Genomic DNA, 16,796 nt, shown 5'->3' on the forward strand with positions numbered 1-16,796 from the left:
GACGGGGGCCTCCTTCGTACAGGGGAGGGTCAGGTGCGGACGCCCCCGGTCCGCAGACGCGACAGCGCGTCGACTGTGGCGGCGAGGATCAGGACGCCGCCCGTGACCAGCAGGTTGAAGCCGGCATCCATCTGCAGCAGGCCGAGCCCGTTGATGATGATCGCGATGACGAGCGCGCCGATCGCCGCGTGGATCAGCCGTCCGCGGCCACCGAACAGGCTGACACCGCCGACGACGGCCGCCGCGACACCCGAGAGGACGATGTCGCGTCCGACCGCGCCGTCGACCGAGCCGACACGCGTCTGGTTGAACAGCAGCGAGACGACCGACAGGCCCGAGGCGATGACGAAGCACCACCACTTCACCCAGCGGACCTTGATGCCGGCGCGACGCGCGGCCTCGGCGTTGCCGCCGATCGCGTAGACGTACCGTCCGAACTTGGTGCGGTCGAGCACGAACGTGCCGATGAACAGGATCGTGAGGACGACCGGCACGATGATCGGCACCCCCTCGATGGGGATGATCGACTGCGACCGGTTGAGGTTCAGGACGAACACCGCGGCGCCGCCGAGGATCAGGAGCACCGCGAGCTTGGCCCACACGAGCGCGATCGGCCGGTTGGGGACGCCCGCCCGGGTCCGGCGGCGCCGGTCCCAGAACGACAGTCCGCCCGAGACGAGCACCATGACGCCGAGCATGACCCAGCCGCCCCAGACCGGGAGCCGGCCGTTCTGCAGGGCCAGCAGCTCGGGAGCCTCGATCGGGTAGAGACCGCCCGCACCGATGATGAGGAGGGCGAGGCCCTGATACCCGAGGAACAGGCCCAGCGTGACGACGAAGGACGGGATGCCGATCCTCGCCACCAGGAAGCCGATCAGGGCTCCCGTCGCCAAGCCGATGAGCAGGCCGAGCCCCAGCGCGATCGGCCAGGGGATGTCGAGCTTGACGTTGAGGACGACGAAGGACGCGATGCCCACGCCGCCGGTGACACCGGCCGACAGGTCGATCTCGCCGAGCAGCAGCACGAACACGAGCGCCATGCCGAGGACGACCAGGGATGCCGCCTGGCTCATGAGGTTCGCGAAGTTCACCGGGGTGAAGAAGAACCGGCTGAGGATGCTAAAGAGGATGACGAGGAGGACGAGGCCACCGACGGCGGGGAGCGCGCCCATCTCGCCGCCGCGCACCCGCTGCAGCCAGGCGCGTACCTGGTCGCCGACGCCGCCCTCGACACCGCTGCCGATGAGATCGCTCACGACGGGGTCGGGTGCCGCCGCGGTCCGGGTGCTGGTGCTCATGCGTCGCCTCCGACGGGGATCGTGGAGGTCCCGACGAGCTGCACGCCCGGGGGGACCTTGGTTCCGGTGATGTAGCCGACGATGTCGTCGCGGGTGGTCTCGATGGTGGCGACCTGCGCGACCATCTGGCCGAGGTAGAGGACCGCGATGTCGTCGGCGACCGCGAAGACGTCGGCCAGGTTGTGGCTGATGAGGACCACTGCGACACCCTGGTCGGCGAGGCGGCGGACGAGGTTCAGGACCTGTTCGGTCTGCGCGACGCCGAGGGCGGCGGTGGGCTCGTCGAGGATGACCACGCGCGCCTTCTTCAGCACGGCGCGCGCGATCGCGACGGTCTGCCGCTGACCGCCGGACAGGCTCGACACCTTCTGCCGCACGCTCTTGACGGTGCGCACCGAGAGGGAGCGGAGGGTGTCGGAGGCCTCCTTCTCCATGCGGCCCTCGTCGAACGTCCCGCCGATGACCTCCTCGCGGCCGAGGAACATGTTCTGGACGATGTCGAGGTTGTCGCAGAGCGCGAGGTCCTGGTAGACGACCTCGATGCCCAGCGCACCGGCTTCGCGCGGGGTCCGGAGCGACTGCTCCTGACCGTCGACGAGGATCTCGCCAGTGTCGTAGGGCTGCACACCGGCGAGGCCCTTGATGAGGGTGGATTTGCCGGCGCCGTTGTCGCCGACGAGGGCGGTGACCATGCCCGGTCGGACCGTGAGGTCGACGCCCTTGAGGACGCTGACCGGGCCGAAGGACTTCGTCACGCGCCGGAGTTCGATGATGGGTTCGCTCATGCGGGTTCTCCTGAGAGGTCGGGGTGTCGCGCAGACAGGGAGGGTGGGGATGCCGCGGGTCGCGGCATCCCCACCCTCGTCAGATCACTCGACGCCGAACTCGGCGCACTTGTCGGCGAGGCTGACGCCGGCGATCTCGCCCGAGCAGACGTCCGAGGCCGAGGCGTCACCGGCGGCGACGACGTCCTTGACCTTGTCGGGCCCGACGAGCTGCGGGGTCACCGCGATGTAGGGCGTGCCGTCCTCGAGCTTCTGGTCGGCCGACGGCGTCGACCCCTTCAGCAGGTCGGTCGCGACCTTGATCGCCGCCTCGGCCTCATCCTTGACCGGCTTGTAGACCGTCGCGGTCTGCCATCCGGTGAGGATGTTGCGCAGGCCCTCGACGTTGGCGTCCTGGCCCGAGACGGCGACACCCGTGAGGTCGCGGTCCTGGAGCACCTTGATGACGCCGTCGGCGTTGGTGTCGTTGGCGGCCCAGACGCCGTCGACCTTGCCGCCGTTGGCGGTGAGCGCCTGCTCGAAGTTGGTCTGCGACTTGGCGCCGTCCCAGACGCCCGGAGGCTCGGCGGTCGGCTTGATGCCCGCCGCCTCCATGACCTCGACGGCACCCTTCTTGAACATGGCCGCGTTGCCGTCGGTGGGGTCGCCGCCCATGTAGTAGACGACGGCCGTCTTCGGGTCCTTGCCGGCCGCCTTCAGACCGTCGAGGACGGTCTGGCCCTCGAGTCGGCCGACCTCGACGTTGTCGAACGACACGTAGTAGTCGGCGCCCTGGAACGGGCGGTCGTAGGCGATGACGGGGATGCCCTGGGACTTCGCCTTGGTGGCGACACCCACGGCGGCGCCGTTGTAGTCGACGAGCATCATGACACCGCAGCCCTGGGTGAGCTGCTGGTCGCCGATCGTGGCGTACTTCGAGGTGTCGCCCTGCGCGTTCTGGATGTCGACGTCGAAGCCGGCGGCCTTGAGCCCCTCATCCAGGTACTTGCGGTCGAAGTTCTCCCAGCGGGGCGAGGACGCCGCGTCGGGGAGGATGACGCACGCACGGCCGGCTTCGGCCGGTTCGGCGCCGCCGCTCGAGCCCGCGGGTGCCGGGGTGCTCGCGGACGAACAGCCGGCGAGCAGGAGTGCAGCGGCCCCCAGGACTGCTGCGACGGACAGGGACTTCTTCATCGTTCGCCTTTCGACAGTGAAATCAAACGAGCGCGGCATCGCGCTTGACGATGATCTTGATGCGTTCACGAAATGAAGTCAAGATGTGAACATAACGCTTTCGTCACCGCCGACGACCCGATGGGCGGCGGCCCGACCGCGCCCCGCGGCGCGCGTGCGACGCGCTATCCGGCGCCCGATCCGAGCCGCGACCGACGGGTCACAGCGTCGAGGGCGACCGCGAAGACCAGCACCGCCCCGGTGACCATGAACTGCACGGCAGAGCTCAGGTTCACCAGCGTCAGCCCCGACGAGATCGCCTGGATGACGACGACGCCGAGCAGCGCGGCGAAGGCCGAGCCGCGGCCGCCGAAGAGGGACGCGCCGCCGATGATGGCGGCGGCGATCGCGTTGAGGTTCGTGTCTGCCGCGCCGGTGCTCTGGTTCGCGGCGGCGAGCCGCGCGGCCGCGAGCACCCCGCCGGTCGCCGCGAGGGCCGAGCAGAGCACGAACACCGAGACGACGACGCGGTCGACGCGGATGCCGGCGCGTCGGGCGGCCTCGATCGATCCGCCCACGGCGAAGACCGACCGCCCCCACCGGGTGCGGGTGAGGGCGAGGTGGGCGGCCACGACCAAGACGACGAACACCACGAACATGACGCCGACGCCGCGCGAGAGTCCCAGATACCAGCACGCGCCGACGAGACCGATCAGCAGCAGCGCTCCGCGCACGACGATCGTGAGCGTCCGCTCGCTCTCGAGCTCCGCCGCGGCGCGGCGTCGCGCGCGACGCAGCAGGGTCGCCGTGTAGGCGAGCGCGGTCCCCACGGCGAGGAGGTACGCCAGCCAGTGCGGCAGGTACATCTGCTGGGCGAACTGCACGATCCACGAATCGAACGGGAGGTTGATGGACCCCGCGTCGCCCAGCACCCAGAGCTGGACGCCGAGGAGACCGAGCAGGCCCGCGAGCGTGACGACGAAGCTCGGCAGGCCGAGCTTCGTGCGGAGCACCCCGTAGCAGACCCCCACGACGCACCCCGCCGCGATCGCCGCACCGATCGCGAGGGGGAGGGGCCACTGCAGCTGGACCGCGCCCACGGCGAGGATCGCGGCGGCCACACCCGACATCGAACCCACCGACAGGTCGATCTCGCCGATGAGGAGCACGAGGACGATGCCCAGCGAGATCGTGCCGATCGCCGCACACTGCATCAGCAGGTCGCTGAGATGCCGGCTCGTGAGGAAGACCGGGTTCAGCGTCTGGAACACGACCGCGATGACGACGAGGGCGACGACCACCGGCATCCGCCCCACGTCGCCCGACCGCACCCGGGCGAGCGTCAGGGCGACCACCCCCGCGTCGCGGTTCACCGGTCGCCGTCCGTCCGGCGCCGGGCCCCGGAGAGCGGGATCACGGGAGCGCGGGGCTCGTCGGGGAGCGGCGCGGGCCTCGCGACGTCGAGGGCGCCCGTGATCGCGGCGATGAGGACCTCGCTCGTGGCCTCCTCGGCGTCGAACTCGCCGTTGTTGCGCCCGAGGCGCAGCACGACGATGCGGTCGGCGACGGCGAGCACGTCGGTCAGGTTGTGGCTGATGAGCACCACGCCGTGACCACGGTCGCGCAGGCGCTCGATCAGGTTCAGCACCTCCGCGGTCTGGGCGACACCCAGGGCCGCGGTCGGTTCGTCGAGGATGACGATGCGCGGCTCGCCGATGAGCGACCGGGCGATCGCGACCGTCTGCCGTTGGCCCCCCGACAGGGTGGAGACGGGGACCCGCACGGAGGGGATCTTCGCGGCGAGCTCGCGCAGCAGCATCCAGGTCCGCTCCTCCATGCCGACCTCGTCGAGGCGACCGCGTTCGAGGAGCTCACGACCGAGCCACAGGTTCGCGACGACGTCGAGGTTCTCGCAGAGGGCGAGGTCCTGGAACACCGTCGCGATCCCGAGGTCCTGCGCGTCGGCGGGGGTGGAGAGCTGCACGACGTCGCCGTCGAGCTCGATCGTGCCCGCGTCGGCGGGGTGCACACCGGCGAGGACCTTCACGAGCGTCGACTTGCCGGCGCCGTTGTCGCCGACGAGGGCGACCACCTCGCCCTCGCGGACGCGGAAGTCGACCCCGTTGAGCGCGCGCACGGCGCCGAAGCGCTTGTCGATGCCGCGCATCGTGAGGACGTGGTCGCCGGTGCGACGGGAGGAGACGCTCACGCGGGTGCTTTCATTCCAGCCCCGCCGCAGCGCAGGCCTCGGAATAGGCGGGGGTGCAGATGTCCTGCACGGTCCAGAACCCGTCGGCGACGACGGTGTCGGCGATGTCGTCGACGGTGACGGCGACCGGGGTGAGGAGGGTCGCGGGGATGCCGTCGACGGTCGTGTCGCCCGCCGGGCGCTCACCGCTCGCGAGCTGCAGCGCGACGTCGGCGGCGATCGTCGCCTGGGTCCGCAGGGCTTTGTAGACGGTCATGTACTGGTCGCCCGAGACGATGCGCTGGAGCGCCGTGAGCTCGGCGTCCTGACCGGTCACCAGCGGGACGGGCGAGACGTCGGCCGCGCGGAGGGCCGCGATCGCGCCGCTCGCGGTGCCGTCGTTGGCGGCGTACACCGCGACGATCTCGTCGCCGTACTGGGCGATCTGCCCCGCCACCCAGGCCTGCGCCTTGTCGGGACTCCAGTCGGGAGTGTCGTATTCGGCGAGGATCCGGAGCCCCGCGTCGGCGATGACCCGGCGCGCGCCCTCGCGGAACTGCGCGGCGTTGCTGTCGGTCGGTGAGCCGTGGACCATGAGGATGCCGCCGTCGGTGCGACCCTCGCCCTCGAGGCCCGCCACGAGGGCGTCGGCCTGCAGCTCGCCGACGCGCTCGTTGTCGAAGGAGACGTAGTACGCCGGCTTCCCGCCGCCGACGATCATCCGGTCGTAGGAGACGACCGGCACGCCCTCGGCGGTCGCCGCCGCGAGGATCGACGCCGCCGCGCGACCGTCGACCGGGTCGAGGACGAGGACGGCGGCACCCGCCGCCAGCGCGGACTCCGCCTGCTGCTGCTGCCGCGCGGCATCCTGATCCGCGTTCGTGTACAGCACCTGCGCGTCGCCCGATTCGGCGATGCGCTCCTCGAACACCGGTCGGTCGAACGTCTCGTAGCGGGCGGTCTTCTTGTCGGGGAGGAGCAGGGCGATCGTGGTGCGGCCGGACGCGGTGTCGGGGAGCGCGCATCCCGAGAGTGCGGCGGCCGTGGCCCCCACGACGACGAGGGCGGCGAGCAGCCGTCTCATGCGGGGAACGCGACCAGTTCGGCGTCGACGGCGACGTGATCGAGCGCGAGCGCGATGGCCCCGCGGGTCTCGGCCCATTCCGCGAAGTCGGAGGCCACAATCTCGGGCACTCCGCCGCCGAGGATGGAACGCTCGAGCGAGTGCCGCAGCGGTGCGAGGAGGATTTCTCCTGCCCGCGCGAGCTCGCCGCCTACGACGATGCGTTCGGGGTCGATGAGGTTGCACAGGCTCGCCGCGGCGATGCCGATGTGACGCCCGGCATCCGCGATCGTCCGCTGCGCCGCCGCGACGCCGTCGCCCGCCGCCGTCACGAGGTCGCGGAGACGATGGATGCCGTCGGTCTCGCTGAAGCCCGCGAGCAGCGCCGGGCCGGCCGCCACGGTCTCGAGGCAGCCCCGGTTGCCGCAGCGGCAGCGGGCACCGTTCTCGTCGATCGTCATGTGGCCGATCTGGCCGGTGCGGCCGCTCACCCCGCGGAAGAGGTCGCCGTCGACGAGCAGTCCCGCGCTGATGGCGTGCCCGACGGTGATGTAGACCGAGGAGGAGGCGCCGCGGGCAGCGCCCTCGCGTGCCTCGGCGAGCGCGCCGAGGTTGGCCTCGCTGTCGACGTGCACGGGACGGCCGATGCGGGCCGACAGGCTGCGGGCGATGTCGACGCCGTCCCACCCCGGGAGCAGCCCCGGAGTCGAGATGACGGAGGTGCGCGGATCGACGGGTGCCGGGAGCGCCAGGCCCACGGCCAAGAGGTCGGAGAGGGAGCCGCCGAGGCCCTCGACCATGTCGCCCAGGAGCAGGCTCAGCCGGTCGAGCTCGGCGTCGTGCCGGTGGTCGGGTGCCAGCGGCAGCGAGGTCTCCGCGACGACCGACCGCGTGGCATCCGCGATCGCGACGTGCAGCTTGCGGGTCGAGAAGTGCGCACCGGCGACGAGGCCGACTTGGCGGGCGAGCGAGACGAGGGTCGCCCGCCGCCCGCTCCGCGAGGTGAAGGACGTGTGGAGGACGCCCGTCGCGGTCAGCTCCTTGACGATGTTCGACACCGTCGCGGGGGAGAGGCCGGTCGCGCCCGCGAGCTCGATCTGCGTCAGGCGCCCATGCCGCTTGAGCGAATCGAGCAGACGTGCACGATTCGCTTCTCGCAGCGAGGACTGCGAGCCGGGCGGTGTTGACCGGCGAGCCACGGGGACACCCTACCGCGCGGGGCGCACGACCGGCCCCGGGCGGGTCAGGCGGCGTCGATGAGGCGCACGCGGACGATGTTGGTGGTCTCGTCGAGCTCGGCGACCTTCGGGTGGTCCTTGACGAAGTCCGAGAAGGAGCGGTGGCCGAGCGCCTTCTCGCTGAAGGAGGGATCCATGCGCTTCAGCAGGTTCTTGACGGCCGAGAGATGGACCCACTCCTCGTCGGTGCGCTCGTGCTCTAGCCGCAGCGCGCGGGAGAGGAGCTGTTCGACGGGGTCGACCGTCTTGCGCCGGCGCCGACCCGCGCTGGGCGCGGCCTCGGGTGCGGGCTCGGGGAGGGCGAGGGTCACACCCGGGAGCGCGTCGTACGCGTCGAATTGGTCGCACGCGGCGGCGAGCGACTTGGCCGTGGAGCCGGCGACCCCGACGGCGACGACGAAGCGACCGAGGCGCTTGCACCGTTGCGCGAGCGGGACGTAGTCGCTGTCGCCGGCGACGATGACGACGTGGGTGAGGTCCTCGAGGCGGAACAGGTCCTCGACGGTGTCGACGGCGAGGCGGATGTCGGCACCGTTCTTCGCGTACGCCGCCGCCGGGAACAACTGCACGAGGTCGACCGCGCGGGCGACGAGCTGCTGCCGGTAGAGGGAGTTCACCGGCGACGACCAGTCCGCGTAGGCCCGGGTGAGCACGAGGGTGCCGAACGAGGCGGCGTAGTCCATGATCGCGCCGACGTCGATCATCGCCGCCGCGAGGCGGTCGGCGATCTCCTTCTCGTCGGGATCCGCCGTGATCCGCTGCCGGTCCCGCGAGTAGCTGTTGCGACCGTGCACCCGGTCGTACCAACTCATGACGATGTTGTCGAAATCGAGGTAGACCGCGACGCGAGGAGTGGAGGAATCCGGCATCCCCCCAGTCTTACAGCTTGGGGCCGCGAGGTGTTCCGGGAACCGTGTCGCTGAGGCCGAGGACGAAGTCGAGGATGTCGCGGGCCGTCGCCGTCCGCCCCGGGCCGCGCCCGAGCGACCACCCGGCGTCGTCCGCGGAGAGGGTCGACCCGGCGACGGCGGCGCGCCGCTCGAAGGGCATGCGTGTGACGGCATACAGCGCGACGGCCCCGCTCAGGGTGGGTGGGAGCGCGACCGGGCGATCGCCTGCGAGGACGAGCAGGGCGCGTGTTGCGTCGACGAGGGAGCGGATGCGGCGGCGCCGGCCGCCGCGGATCCCCGCCGCCACCTCGGTGAGGGGTGTCCCCGTGGAGGATCCCAGACCGGCCCCGGTGAGGAAGCGGTCGGCGTCGTCCGGCGACGGCGCGAGGGCCGCTGCGAGCACGACGACGTCGGCGAGCGCCTCGCGCCAGTCGCCCGTCACCGCGGATTCGTCCGTGCGCTCCCGGTTGCTGAGGGGCAGGTGGCGCGAGAGGTCGGACATGCGGTCAGCTTAGGCGGCAGCGGGCGCGATGTGACAGGCCGCCTTGTCACACGCGAGGCCCCGCTACGACAGGGGAGTAAGGTGCCCTGGGGGTCGCGACGTGCATAATGGCGTCGAATCGATGTGACCGTGAACATTCAGCAAGGGGCCCGATGAGCGACGATGCCGCCGGCCGGAGACCGAGTATCCGCGATGTCGCGCGCCTCGCGGAGGTCTCGCACCAGACGGTGTCCCGCGTCCTGAACGACCACCCCAGCATCCGGCCGGAGACCCGGGACCGGGTCCTGGCGGCGATGCGGGATCTCTCGTACAGTCCGAACCGCGCGGCCCGCGCGCTGGTGACGAGCCGATCGCGGACGATCGGCGTGCTCGCCGCGTCGGCGACGCAGTACGGCCCGGCCGCCTCCATCGCCGCGATCGAAGCGGCCGCGCAGGCGCGGGGCTACTGGGTGTCGACGGCGAACATCGACCCCGGCGACCCGCAGTCCATCCCCGACGGCATCTCGCACCTCATGGCCCAGTCCGTCGAGGGCCTCGTCGTGATCGCGCCCCAGGTGCGCGTCATCCGGGCCATCGCCGCCCACGCGGTCGACGTGCCGTTCGTGACGCTGCAGTCCACCGATCCCGACGCGGGCCACTCCGTCGCCGTCGACCAGGTCGCGGGCGCCCGACTGGCCACACGCCACCTGATCGAACTGGGCCACCGCTCGATCTACCACCTCGCGGGGCCGCAGGATTGGATGGAGGCGGAGGCCCGCATGACGGGTTTCCTCGAGGAGATCAGCGCGTGGGACATCGCCACGACCGCGCCGATCCTGGGGGACTGGACCGCCGACTTCGGCTACTACGCCGGGCGCGAGTTGCTGCGGTACCGCGACTTCACGGCGATCTTCTCCTCCAACGATCAGATGGCGCTGGGGCTCCTGCACGCCGTGCGCGACGAGGGCCTGGACTGTCCGCGCGACATCAGCATCGTCGGGTTCGACGACATCCCCGAGGCGGGCCACTTCTGGCCGCCGCTCACGACGGTGCGTCAGGACTTCGCCGAACTCGGCCGGCGGTGCGTCGAGATCCTGCTCGACGAGGCGGGGTCCGCAGCGCTTCCCATGCTCATGCCGGAGCTCGTCGTCCGGTCGTCGACGGCGGCGGTCGCCCGACTCTGACCCTCTCGGCGCGTCGTGTTTGACATCGCCGCGGCCTTGGGTGCATAGTCTCCGATGTGAACGGTCACATGGCCGTCACCCGGCCGAGTGAATCGGACCGCGCAGGACGAGGGAGTCGGCAATGGCGTCGAAGGACGAGCGCTACGTGAGCGGGGTGAAGACCGAGGTGGCCGTCGCACGCATCCGCGAGCGAGTGGCATCCCTCCTGGTCGACCTGTCCCGCCGTGGCCTCGTCTCGGCCACGCTGTGCGAGCGCGTCCCCGACGCGGACCTCTTCGTCACCCGACCCGTGGACGCCGACGACGATCTCGCGCCCGAGCGGATGATGGTCCTCACCCTCACCGGCACCCCCGTCGCCGGGACGCCCGGCGAGGGCGGCGCACGACCTGCCGACGTCGCGCTCTACGCGACGGTGCTCCGCGAGCTCCCGGACACGATGGCCCTCGTCCACCTCGAGACCGGCCACGCGGCCGCCTGGGCGGCGCGCGGGCAGGAGATCCCCTGCGTCACCGCCCAGTCCGCCCGCGAGTTCGGCGGCACCGTCCCGGTCCTCGCCGGTCCGCGCGTCGACCCGGCGGCGCTCGTCGAGGCGCTCCGCGGCGACGGCGCCTCCGTCGTCCTCGTCGCAGGTCTCGGCGCCTTCTGCACGGCCGGCTCCGCCCGCGAGGCGGCCCGTGTCGCGCAGGTGCTCGAAGGCGTTGCCCGCACCGCCGCTCTCGCCGCGGTCGGCGGACCCACCGAACCCCTCTCGCCCGAGACGATCGCGGACCTCTCCGGCCGCGCTCGCGACCTGCGGGAACCGATCACCGACGGCCGCCGGTAGCCCGATACCGGGCGCGGCCACCACCCACAGGACCCCGGCAGGGGTCATGCACCAACCGAACACCACGACACCGAAGTCAACGGGAAAGGAATCACAGTGAAACTCAAGAGGATCATCTTCGTCGGCCTCGCAGCCGGCGCCCTCGCACTCACGGCATGCGCCGGCGGCAACGGCGGTGGCACCAGCGGCGGCGGCAACGAGGGCGGCGGCGACGGCGGTCTGATCGGCGTCGCGATGCCGACCAAGAGCTCCGAGCGCTGGATCCAGGACGGCGACGCCGTCAAGAAGGCACTGGAGGACCAGGGCTACAAGGTCGACCTGCAGTACGCCGAGGACGACATCCCCACCCAGGTCTCGCAGATCGAGAACATGATCACCAAGGGCGCCGAGGCGCTGATCGTCGCCTCGATCGACGGCACGACGCTGACCGAGGCGCTGCAGAACGCTGCGGATGCCGACATCCCCGTCATCGCCTACGACCGCCTCATCAAGGGCACCGAGAACGTCGACTACTACGCGACGTTCGACAACGAGCTCGTCGGCAACCAGCAGGCATGGACCGTCCTCAACGGTCTCGGCCTGACCGACCTCGAGGGCAACAAGCTGGACGACGCGCCCAAGGGGCCGTTCAACATCGAGCTGTTCGCCGGCTCGCTGGATGACAACAACGCGTTCTTCTTCTTCAACGGCGCCATGGACGTCCTGAAGCCCTACATCGAGGACGGCACGCTCGTCGTCAAGTCGGGCCAGACGAGCATCGAGCAGGCAGCGACGCTCCGCTGGGACGGCGAGACCGCGCAGAGCCGTATGGAGGACATCCTCACGGCCAACTACAGCGACGGCACGCAGGTCGACGCCGTCCTGTCGCCCTACGACGGCATCTCGCGCGGCATCATCTCGGCTCTCGCCGACGCCGGCTACTCCGTCGGTGAGGAGTGGCCGATCATCTCCGGTCAGGACGCCGAGGTCGACTCGGTCAAGGCCATCCTGAGCGGCGAGCAGTACGCGACGATCTTCAAGGACACCCGCGAGCTGGCAAAGGTCGCCGCGGACATGGCCGTCGCCGTGCTGAACGACGAAGAGCCCGAGACCAACGACACCACCACGTACGACAACGACGTCAAGGTCGTCCCGTCGTACCTGCTGGCCCCGGTCCCGGTCGTCAAGGACAACGTCCAGTCGGCGCTCGTCGACACGGGCTACTGGACGGCGGAGGAGCTGGGTCTCTGACCCGGGTCCGCCACTGACCATCCGCGTCGGCGGCGAGGTTCGCCTCGCCGCCGACGCACCCCCATCCATCCCTCACGGAAGTCGGAGATCGTGACCGAGACCATCCTCGAGATGCGCGGCATCACCAAGACGTTCCCTGGCGTGAAGGCGCTGTCGAACGTCAACTTCGCCGTCCGGCGCGGCGAGATCCACGCCATCTGCGGCGAGAACGGCGCCGGCAAGTCGACGCTCATGAAGGTGCTGTCGGGTGTCTACCCGCACGGCACCTACGACGGCGAGATCCACTACGCCGGCGACGTCGTCGAGTTCAAGAGCCTGCGCGACAGCGAAGCGCGCGGCATCGTCATCATCCACCAGGAGCTCGCCCTCAGCCCCTACCTCTCGATCGCCGAGAACATCTTCCTCAACAACGAGCGCACGGGCGCGGGCGGTCTCATCGACTGGAACAAGACCAACTTCGAGGCGGCGGAGCTGCTCAAGCGCGTCGGACTGCGCGAGAACCCCACCACGAAGGTCAACCAGCTCGGTGTCGGCAAGCAGCAGCTCGTCGAGATCGCCAAGGCGCTTTCGAAGGAGGTCAAGCTCCTCATCCTCGACGAGCCGACCGCCGCGTTGAACGACGAGGACTCCGATCACCTGCTCGATCTGATCCTCAGCCTCCGCGAGGAGGGGATCACGTCGATCATCATCAGCCACAAGCTGAACGAGATCAAGAAGGTCGCCGACGCCGTCACGGTCATCCGCGACGGCAAGACGATCGAGACGATCGCGAAGTCCGACGTCACCGAGGACCGCATCATCAAGGACATGGTGGGTCGCGACCTCGAGCACCGCTACCCCGACCACGAACCGCAGATCGGCGACGAGCTGCTGCGTGTCGAGAACTGGACCGCGCACCACCCGCAGGACCCGACCCGTGTCGTCGTCGACGACGTGTCGATCACGGTCCGCGCGGGCGAGATCGTTGGGATCGCCGGCCTCATGGGCGCCGGCCGCACCGAGTTCGCGATGAGCCTGTTCGGCCACAGCTACGGCACCCGCATCTCGGGCAAGGTCTTCATGCGCGGCCAGGAGATCCGCACGCGCACCGTCTCGGAGGCCATCGCCAACGGACTTGCGTACGCCACCGAGGACCGCAAGACCTACGGGCTCAACCTCATCGACGACATCAAGCGGAATATCTCGATGGCGTCGCTGAAGAAGCTCGAGAAGGCGGGGCTGGTCGACGACAACGAGGAGTTCGCCGTCGCCAACCAGTACCGCAAGAGCATGAACATCAAGGCGCCGACCGTGCTCGCCAAGACCGGGAAGCTCTCGGGCGGCAACCAGCAGAAGGTCGTCCTGTCGAAGTGGATCTACTCCGACCCCGAGGTGCTCATCCTCGACGAGCCCACCCGCGGCATCGACGTCGGAGCGAAGTACGAGATCTACACGATCATCAACAAGCTCGCCGCCGCCGGGAAGGGCGTCATCGTCATCTCGTCGGAGCTTCCCGAACTCCTCGGCATCTCCGACCGCGTGTACGCGCTGTCGGAGGGTCGGATTACCGGTGAGGTGCCGATCAGCGAGGCCACCCCCGAACACGTCCTCAAACTCATGACCATGGAGAAGCCCCGCTGACGGGGCAGGAGACACACATGTCCAACACCACTTCCACGGAGACCGCCGCCGGCGGCGGCATCCATCCGTCCGACAACCGCGTCACCCGCTGGCTGGCGACGGTCCTGTCCGACCTCGGCCGCAACGGCATCTTCATCGCCCTGATCGCGGTCGTCGTCCTGTTCGCGATCCTCACCGACGGCATCCTGCTGCGTCCGCAGAACCTGTCGAACCTGGTCGTCCAGAACGGGTACATCCTCGTGCTGGCGATCGGCATGGTGATGATCATCATCGCCGGCCACATCGACCTGTCCGTCGGTTCCGTCGCGGCCTTCATCGGCGCCGTGTCGGGTGTGCTGGCGGTCCACTGGGGTCTGCCCTGGGGTCTGGCGATCGTCCTGTCGCTCCTGATCGGTGCCCTCGTCGGCGCCTGGCAGGGCTTCTGGGTCGCGTACGTCGGCATCCCCGCCTTCATCGTGACCCTCGCGGGCATGCTGATCTTCCGCGGCCTCGCGCTCGTGGTGCTCGGCAACCAGAACATCGGCTCGTTCCCGACGGAGTACCGCGCGCTCGGCAACGGCTTCCTCGCGGGCCTGTTCGGCGAGTCCGACCCCGACTTGTTCACCCTCGTCATCGGTGCGGTCGCCATCGTCGCCCTCGCGGTGCAGCAGGTCCGTACGCGCCTCGGCCGTCAGAAGTACGACCAGGACGTCGACCCGCTCATCTGGTTCATCGCCAAGCTCGCGCTCGTCGCGGTCGTCATCGGCTGGTTCACCCTCGCGCTGGCCTCGTACAAGGGCATCCCGGTCACCCTGATCGTGCTCGCCGTCCTCGTGCTCGTCTACGGCATCGTGATGAACCGCACGGTCTTCGGCCGTCACATCTACGCCATCGGCGGCAACCGCCACGCGGCGGAACTGTCGGGCATCAAGACGCGTCGGGTGGACTTCTGGCTCTTCGTGAACATGGGTGTCCTCGCCGCGCTGGCGGGCCTCATCTTCACCGCGCGCCTCAACCTCGCCGGCCCCAAGGCGGGTGAGGGCTTCGAGCTCGAGGCGATCTCGGCGGCCTTCATCGGCGGCGCGGCGGTGCAGGGCGGTGTCGGCACGATCGGCGGCGCGATCATCGGTGGTCTCATCATCGGTGTTCTGAACAACGGCATGTCGATCATGGGCATCGGCATCGACTGGCAGCAGGCCGTGAAGGGTCTCGTGCTGCTGTTCGCCGTCGCCTTCGACGTCTACAACAAGCGTCGGGCAGGCCACTGAGATGGCGAAGAACCTGCCCACGGGCGGCGACCTCGACCGACCCGGTCCGACGACCGCGCGGATCACTATGTGGATCTGCGGCGGCGCCGTGGGTCTCTACATGGTCGTGAGCGGCCTCATCGGTGCCCTGACCACCGGCTGAATCGGTCCGCTCGCCGGCCCACCGCATCCCCTCTTCCCGACGCGGAGGAGGGGATGCGGTCGTTCACCGCTGACTCATAGACTCGGCGCATGCCCTATCTGGTCTCGCTCGTCGTACTGGCCGGGATGATCTTCGCGCTGGTCGACATCATCACGCGCGATCAGAGCCTCGTGAAGCACATGCCCAAGACGGTCTGGCTCTTCGTCGTCATTCTGCTGCCGTTCCTCGGGACGGTGCTGTGGTTCGCGATCGGGCGCGAGTACCCGCGGCGCGAGGTCAGCCGTCCGCCGCAGTTCGCCCCCTGGGCGAGCGAACCCGCCCCGCCGCCGGTGCGCGCGCACGAGGCCCGCTCGACCGAGCAGCAGCTCGCCGACCTCGAGCGCGAGATCGAGGAGGAGCGGCTGCGCGCGGAACTCGCGCGGCGTCGCCGTGAGCTCGGCGACCCGGCCTGAGCCGCGGCGTCAGCCGCGCGGGTAGACGACGCCGATCTGCCGGCGGATCTCGTCGAGCGTGCCCATGATCGCGACGCTCTCGTCGATCGGGAGGATGTCACCGTCGGTGCGCCCCTGCGCGACGAGCTGCTCGGCGTGGAGGGCCTGGAACTGCATGCCGCGGCCGTCGATCTCGGTGCGGAACTCCTCGTCGAGCGCCCCGTCCGCCCCGAACACGCGGAACGTGGTCGGCGCGTAGAAGACGCCGTCGATCTCGATGCGTCCCTTCGTCCCGACGACCTGCGCGGCGTTGGCGCCCGCCGCGCGCGAGGAGGTGAGGAGCGAGGACACGCCGCCGTTCGCGTGCACCATCGCGATCGCGACGTCGGTGTCGGCTCCGGTCGCGGCCAGCTGCGCCGTGGCGCGGATCTCGGCCGGTGCGCCCAGGACGTCCCAGGCGAACGAGACCGGGTAGATGCCGAGGTCGAGCAGCGCGCCCCCGCCGAGCGCGAGGTCGTTGAGGCGGTGGCTCGGGTCGTCGGTGATGTTCTGGGTGTGGTCGGCGCTCACGAGGCGGACCTCGCCGATGACGCCATCGGCGAGGATCTCGCGCAGGCGCACCATGTGGGGGAGGTATCGCGTCCACATCGCCTCCATCGCGAGCAGACCGTGGTCGGCGGCGAGGTCGCGGATCGCGACCGCCTGGTCGGCGTCGAGCGTGAGGGGCTTCTCGATGAGGACGTGCTTGCCGTGCTCGAGGGCGAGCGCGGCGCCCGCGAGGTGGTGGCTGTGCGGGGTCGCGACGTAGACGATGTCGACCTCGGGATCGGCGACGAGTTCCTCGTACGATCCGTGGGCGTGGGGAATCCCGTACTGCTCCGCGAACGCCTGCGCGGAGTCGAGCCGGCGCGAGCCGACCGCGGTGACGGTGCGTCCCGCCGTCTTCAGGTCCGAGGTGAAGGCGTGCGCGATGCCGCCGGTGGCCAGGATTCCCCAGCGAAGAGAGGTCATCGCCCGAGCCTAT

Annotated in this window: 17 protein-coding genes; 7 read left to right on the forward strand and 10 right to left on the reverse strand. The window is 70.1% G+C overall.

What is annotated here, in order from left to right:
• Positions 1-29: 29 nt before the first annotated feature.
• From AYL44_RS02520 to AYL44_RS02560, 9 genes are all read right to left on the reverse strand, one after another.
• Complete coding sequence (locus AYL44_RS02520) at positions 30-1,298, reverse strand: sugar ABC transporter permease (RefSeq protein WP_064001676.1); 1,269 nt, start codon at positions 1,296-1,298, stop codon at positions 30-32.
• The gene (locus AYL44_RS02525; RefSeq protein ID WP_064001677.1) at positions 1,295-2,083 is read right to left on the reverse strand and encodes an ATP-binding cassette domain-containing protein; all 789 of its coding nucleotides are present in this window, start codon (positions 2,081-2,083) and stop codon (positions 1,295-1,297) included. The genes AYL44_RS02520 and AYL44_RS02525 overlap by 4 nt, the downstream gene beginning before the upstream one ends.
• Before the next feature lie 84 nt (positions 2,084-2,167).
• Positions 2,168-3,256 (reverse strand): sugar ABC transporter substrate-binding protein, encoded by a 1,089-nt coding sequence (locus tag AYL44_RS02530; protein WP_064001678.1) that lies wholly within the window; start codon positions 3,254-3,256, stop codon positions 2,168-2,170.
• A gap of 164 nt (positions 3,257-3,420) precedes the next feature.
• Positions 3,421-4,608 carry an ABC transporter permease subunit gene (locus AYL44_RS02535; protein ID WP_064001679.1) on the reverse strand — a complete coding sequence of 396 codons (1,188 nt, stop codon included), beginning with the start codon at positions 4,606-4,608 and terminating at the stop codon, positions 3,421-3,423.
• The gene (locus AYL44_RS02540; RefSeq protein WP_064001680.1) at positions 4,605-5,444 is read right to left on the reverse strand and encodes an ATP-binding cassette domain-containing protein; all 840 of its coding nucleotides are present in this window, start codon (positions 5,442-5,444) and stop codon (positions 4,605-4,607) included. Before AYL44_RS02540 ends, AYL44_RS02535 begins: the two co-directional genes overlap by 4 nt.
• A 10-nt stretch (positions 5,445-5,454) precedes the next feature.
• On the reverse strand, positions 5,455-6,507 hold the full coding sequence (locus AYL44_RS02545) for a substrate-binding domain-containing protein (protein WP_064001681.1): 1,053 nt from the start codon (positions 6,505-6,507) through the stop codon (positions 5,455-5,457).
• On the reverse strand, positions 6,504-7,685 hold the full coding sequence (locus AYL44_RS02550; protein ID WP_197471569.1) for an ROK family transcriptional regulator: 1,182 nt from the start codon (positions 7,683-7,685) through the stop codon (positions 6,504-6,506). Before AYL44_RS02550 ends, AYL44_RS02545 begins: the two co-directional genes overlap by 4 nt.
• Positions 7,686-7,729: 44 nt before the next feature.
• Complete coding sequence (locus AYL44_RS02555; protein ID WP_064001682.1) at positions 7,730-8,593, reverse strand: NYN domain-containing protein; 864 nt, start codon at positions 8,591-8,593, stop codon at positions 7,730-7,732.
• A 10-nt stretch (positions 8,594-8,603) separates the two neighbouring features.
• Positions 8,604-9,116 carry a hypothetical protein gene (locus AYL44_RS02560; RefSeq protein WP_064001683.1) on the reverse strand — a complete coding sequence of 171 codons (513 nt, stop codon included), beginning with the start codon at positions 9,114-9,116 and terminating at the stop codon, positions 8,604-8,606.
• A 152-nt stretch (positions 9,117-9,268) separates the two neighbouring features.
• Here AYL44_RS02560 and AYL44_RS02565 point away from each other — a divergent pair, with 152 nt between their 5' ends.
• The 7 genes from AYL44_RS02565 to AYL44_RS02590 all read left to right on the forward strand — a co-directional run bounded on the left by AYL44_RS02565 (position 9,269) and on the right by AYL44_RS02590 (position 15,793).
• Positions 9,269-10,279, forward strand: a complete 1,011-nt coding sequence (locus tag AYL44_RS02565; RefSeq protein WP_064001684.1) for a LacI family DNA-binding transcriptional regulator — start codon at positions 9,269-9,271, stop codon at positions 10,277-10,279.
• A 121-nt stretch (positions 10,280-10,400) separates the two neighbouring features.
• A complete protein-coding gene (locus AYL44_RS02570) occupies positions 10,401-11,102 on the forward strand; it encodes a class II aldolase/adducin family protein (protein WP_064001685.1) in 702 nt (233 codons plus the stop codon).
• A gap of 96 nt (positions 11,103-11,198) precedes the next feature.
• The gene (chvE, locus tag AYL44_RS02575) at positions 11,199-12,332 is read left to right on the forward strand and encodes a multiple monosaccharide ABC transporter substrate-binding protein (RefSeq protein ID WP_064001686.1); all 1,134 of its coding nucleotides are present in this window, start codon (positions 11,199-11,201) and stop codon (positions 12,330-12,332) included.
• A 90-nt stretch (positions 12,333-12,422) separates the two neighbouring features.
• Positions 12,423-13,952 carry a multiple monosaccharide ABC transporter ATP-binding protein gene (mmsA, locus tag AYL44_RS02580; protein WP_064001687.1) on the forward strand — a complete coding sequence of 510 codons (1,530 nt, stop codon included), beginning with the start codon at positions 12,423-12,425 and terminating at the stop codon, positions 13,950-13,952.
• 17 nt (positions 13,953-13,969) lie between these two features.
• On the forward strand, positions 13,970-15,199 hold the full coding sequence (mmsB, locus tag AYL44_RS02585; protein WP_064001688.1) for a multiple monosaccharide ABC transporter permease: 1,230 nt from the start codon (positions 13,970-13,972) through the stop codon (positions 15,197-15,199).
• Position 15,200: 1 nt separating this feature from the next.
• A complete protein-coding gene (locus AYL44_RS14655; RefSeq protein ID WP_197471570.1) occupies positions 15,201-15,341 on the forward strand; it encodes a hypothetical protein in 141 nt (46 codons plus the stop codon).
• 89 nt (positions 15,342-15,430) lie between these two features.
• On the forward strand, positions 15,431-15,793 hold the full coding sequence (locus tag AYL44_RS02590; RefSeq protein WP_064001689.1) for a PLD nuclease N-terminal domain-containing protein: 363 nt from the start codon (positions 15,431-15,433) through the stop codon (positions 15,791-15,793).
• A 9-nt stretch (positions 15,794-15,802) separates the two neighbouring features.
• Here the strand turns inward: AYL44_RS02590 and AYL44_RS02595 are convergent, their stop codons facing one another.
• The gene (locus AYL44_RS02595) at positions 15,803-16,783 is read right to left on the reverse strand and encodes a Gfo/Idh/MocA family protein (RefSeq protein ID WP_064001690.1); all 981 of its coding nucleotides are present in this window, start codon (positions 16,781-16,783) and stop codon (positions 15,803-15,805) included.
• Positions 16,784-16,796 lie beyond the last annotated feature (13 nt).

Source organism: Microbacterium oleivorans (assembly GCF_001644225.1).
Taxonomy (GTDB): Bacteria; Actinomycetota; Actinomycetes; order Actinomycetales; family Microbacteriaceae; genus Microbacterium; species Microbacterium gawkjiense.

Bases quoted from the DNA above. Each gene is read 5' to 3' on its own strand.
- AYL44_RS02595 (WP_064001690.1), bottom strand. From the start codon at position 16,783: ATGACCTCTCTTCGCTGGGGAATCCTGGCCACCGGCGGCATCGCGCAC.
- AYL44_RS02590 (WP_064001689.1), top strand. From the start codon at position 15,431: ATGCCCTATCTGGTCTCGCTCGTCGTACTGGCCGGGATGATCTTCGCG.
- AYL44_RS02570 (WP_064001685.1), top strand. From the start codon at position 10,401: ATGGCGTCGAAGGACGAGCGCTACGTGAGCGGGGTGAAGACCGAGGTG.
- AYL44_RS02530 (WP_064001678.1), bottom strand. From the start codon at position 3,256: ATGAAGAAGTCCCTGTCCGTCGCAGCAGTCCTGGGGGCCGCTGCACTC.
- AYL44_RS14655 (WP_197471570.1), top strand. From the start codon at position 15,201: ATGGCGAAGAACCTGCCCACGGGCGGCGACCTCGACCGACCCGGTCCG.
- AYL44_RS02560 (WP_064001683.1), bottom strand. From the start codon at position 9,116: ATGTCCGACCTCTCGCGCCACCTGCCCCTCAGCAACCGGGAGCGCACG.
- AYL44_RS02520 (WP_064001676.1), bottom strand. From the start codon at position 1,298: ATGAGCACCAGCACCCGGACCGCGGCGGCACCCGACCCCGTCGTGAGC.
- AYL44_RS02545 (WP_064001681.1), bottom strand. From the start codon at position 6,507: ATGAGACGGCTGCTCGCCGCCCTCGTCGTCGTGGGGGCCACGGCCGCC.
- mmsB (WP_064001688.1), top strand. From the start codon at position 13,970: ATGTCCAACACCACTTCCACGGAGACCGCCGCCGGCGGCGGCATCCAT.
- AYL44_RS02555 (WP_064001682.1), bottom strand. From the start codon at position 8,593: ATGCCGGATTCCTCCACTCCTCGCGTCGCGGTCTACCTCGATTTCGAC.
- AYL44_RS02525 (WP_064001677.1), bottom strand. From the start codon at position 2,083: ATGAGCGAACCCATCATCGAACTCCGGCGCGTGACGAAGTCCTTCGGC.
- AYL44_RS02565 (WP_064001684.1), top strand. From the start codon at position 9,269: ATGAGCGACGATGCCGCCGGCCGGAGACCGAGTATCCGCGATGTCGCG.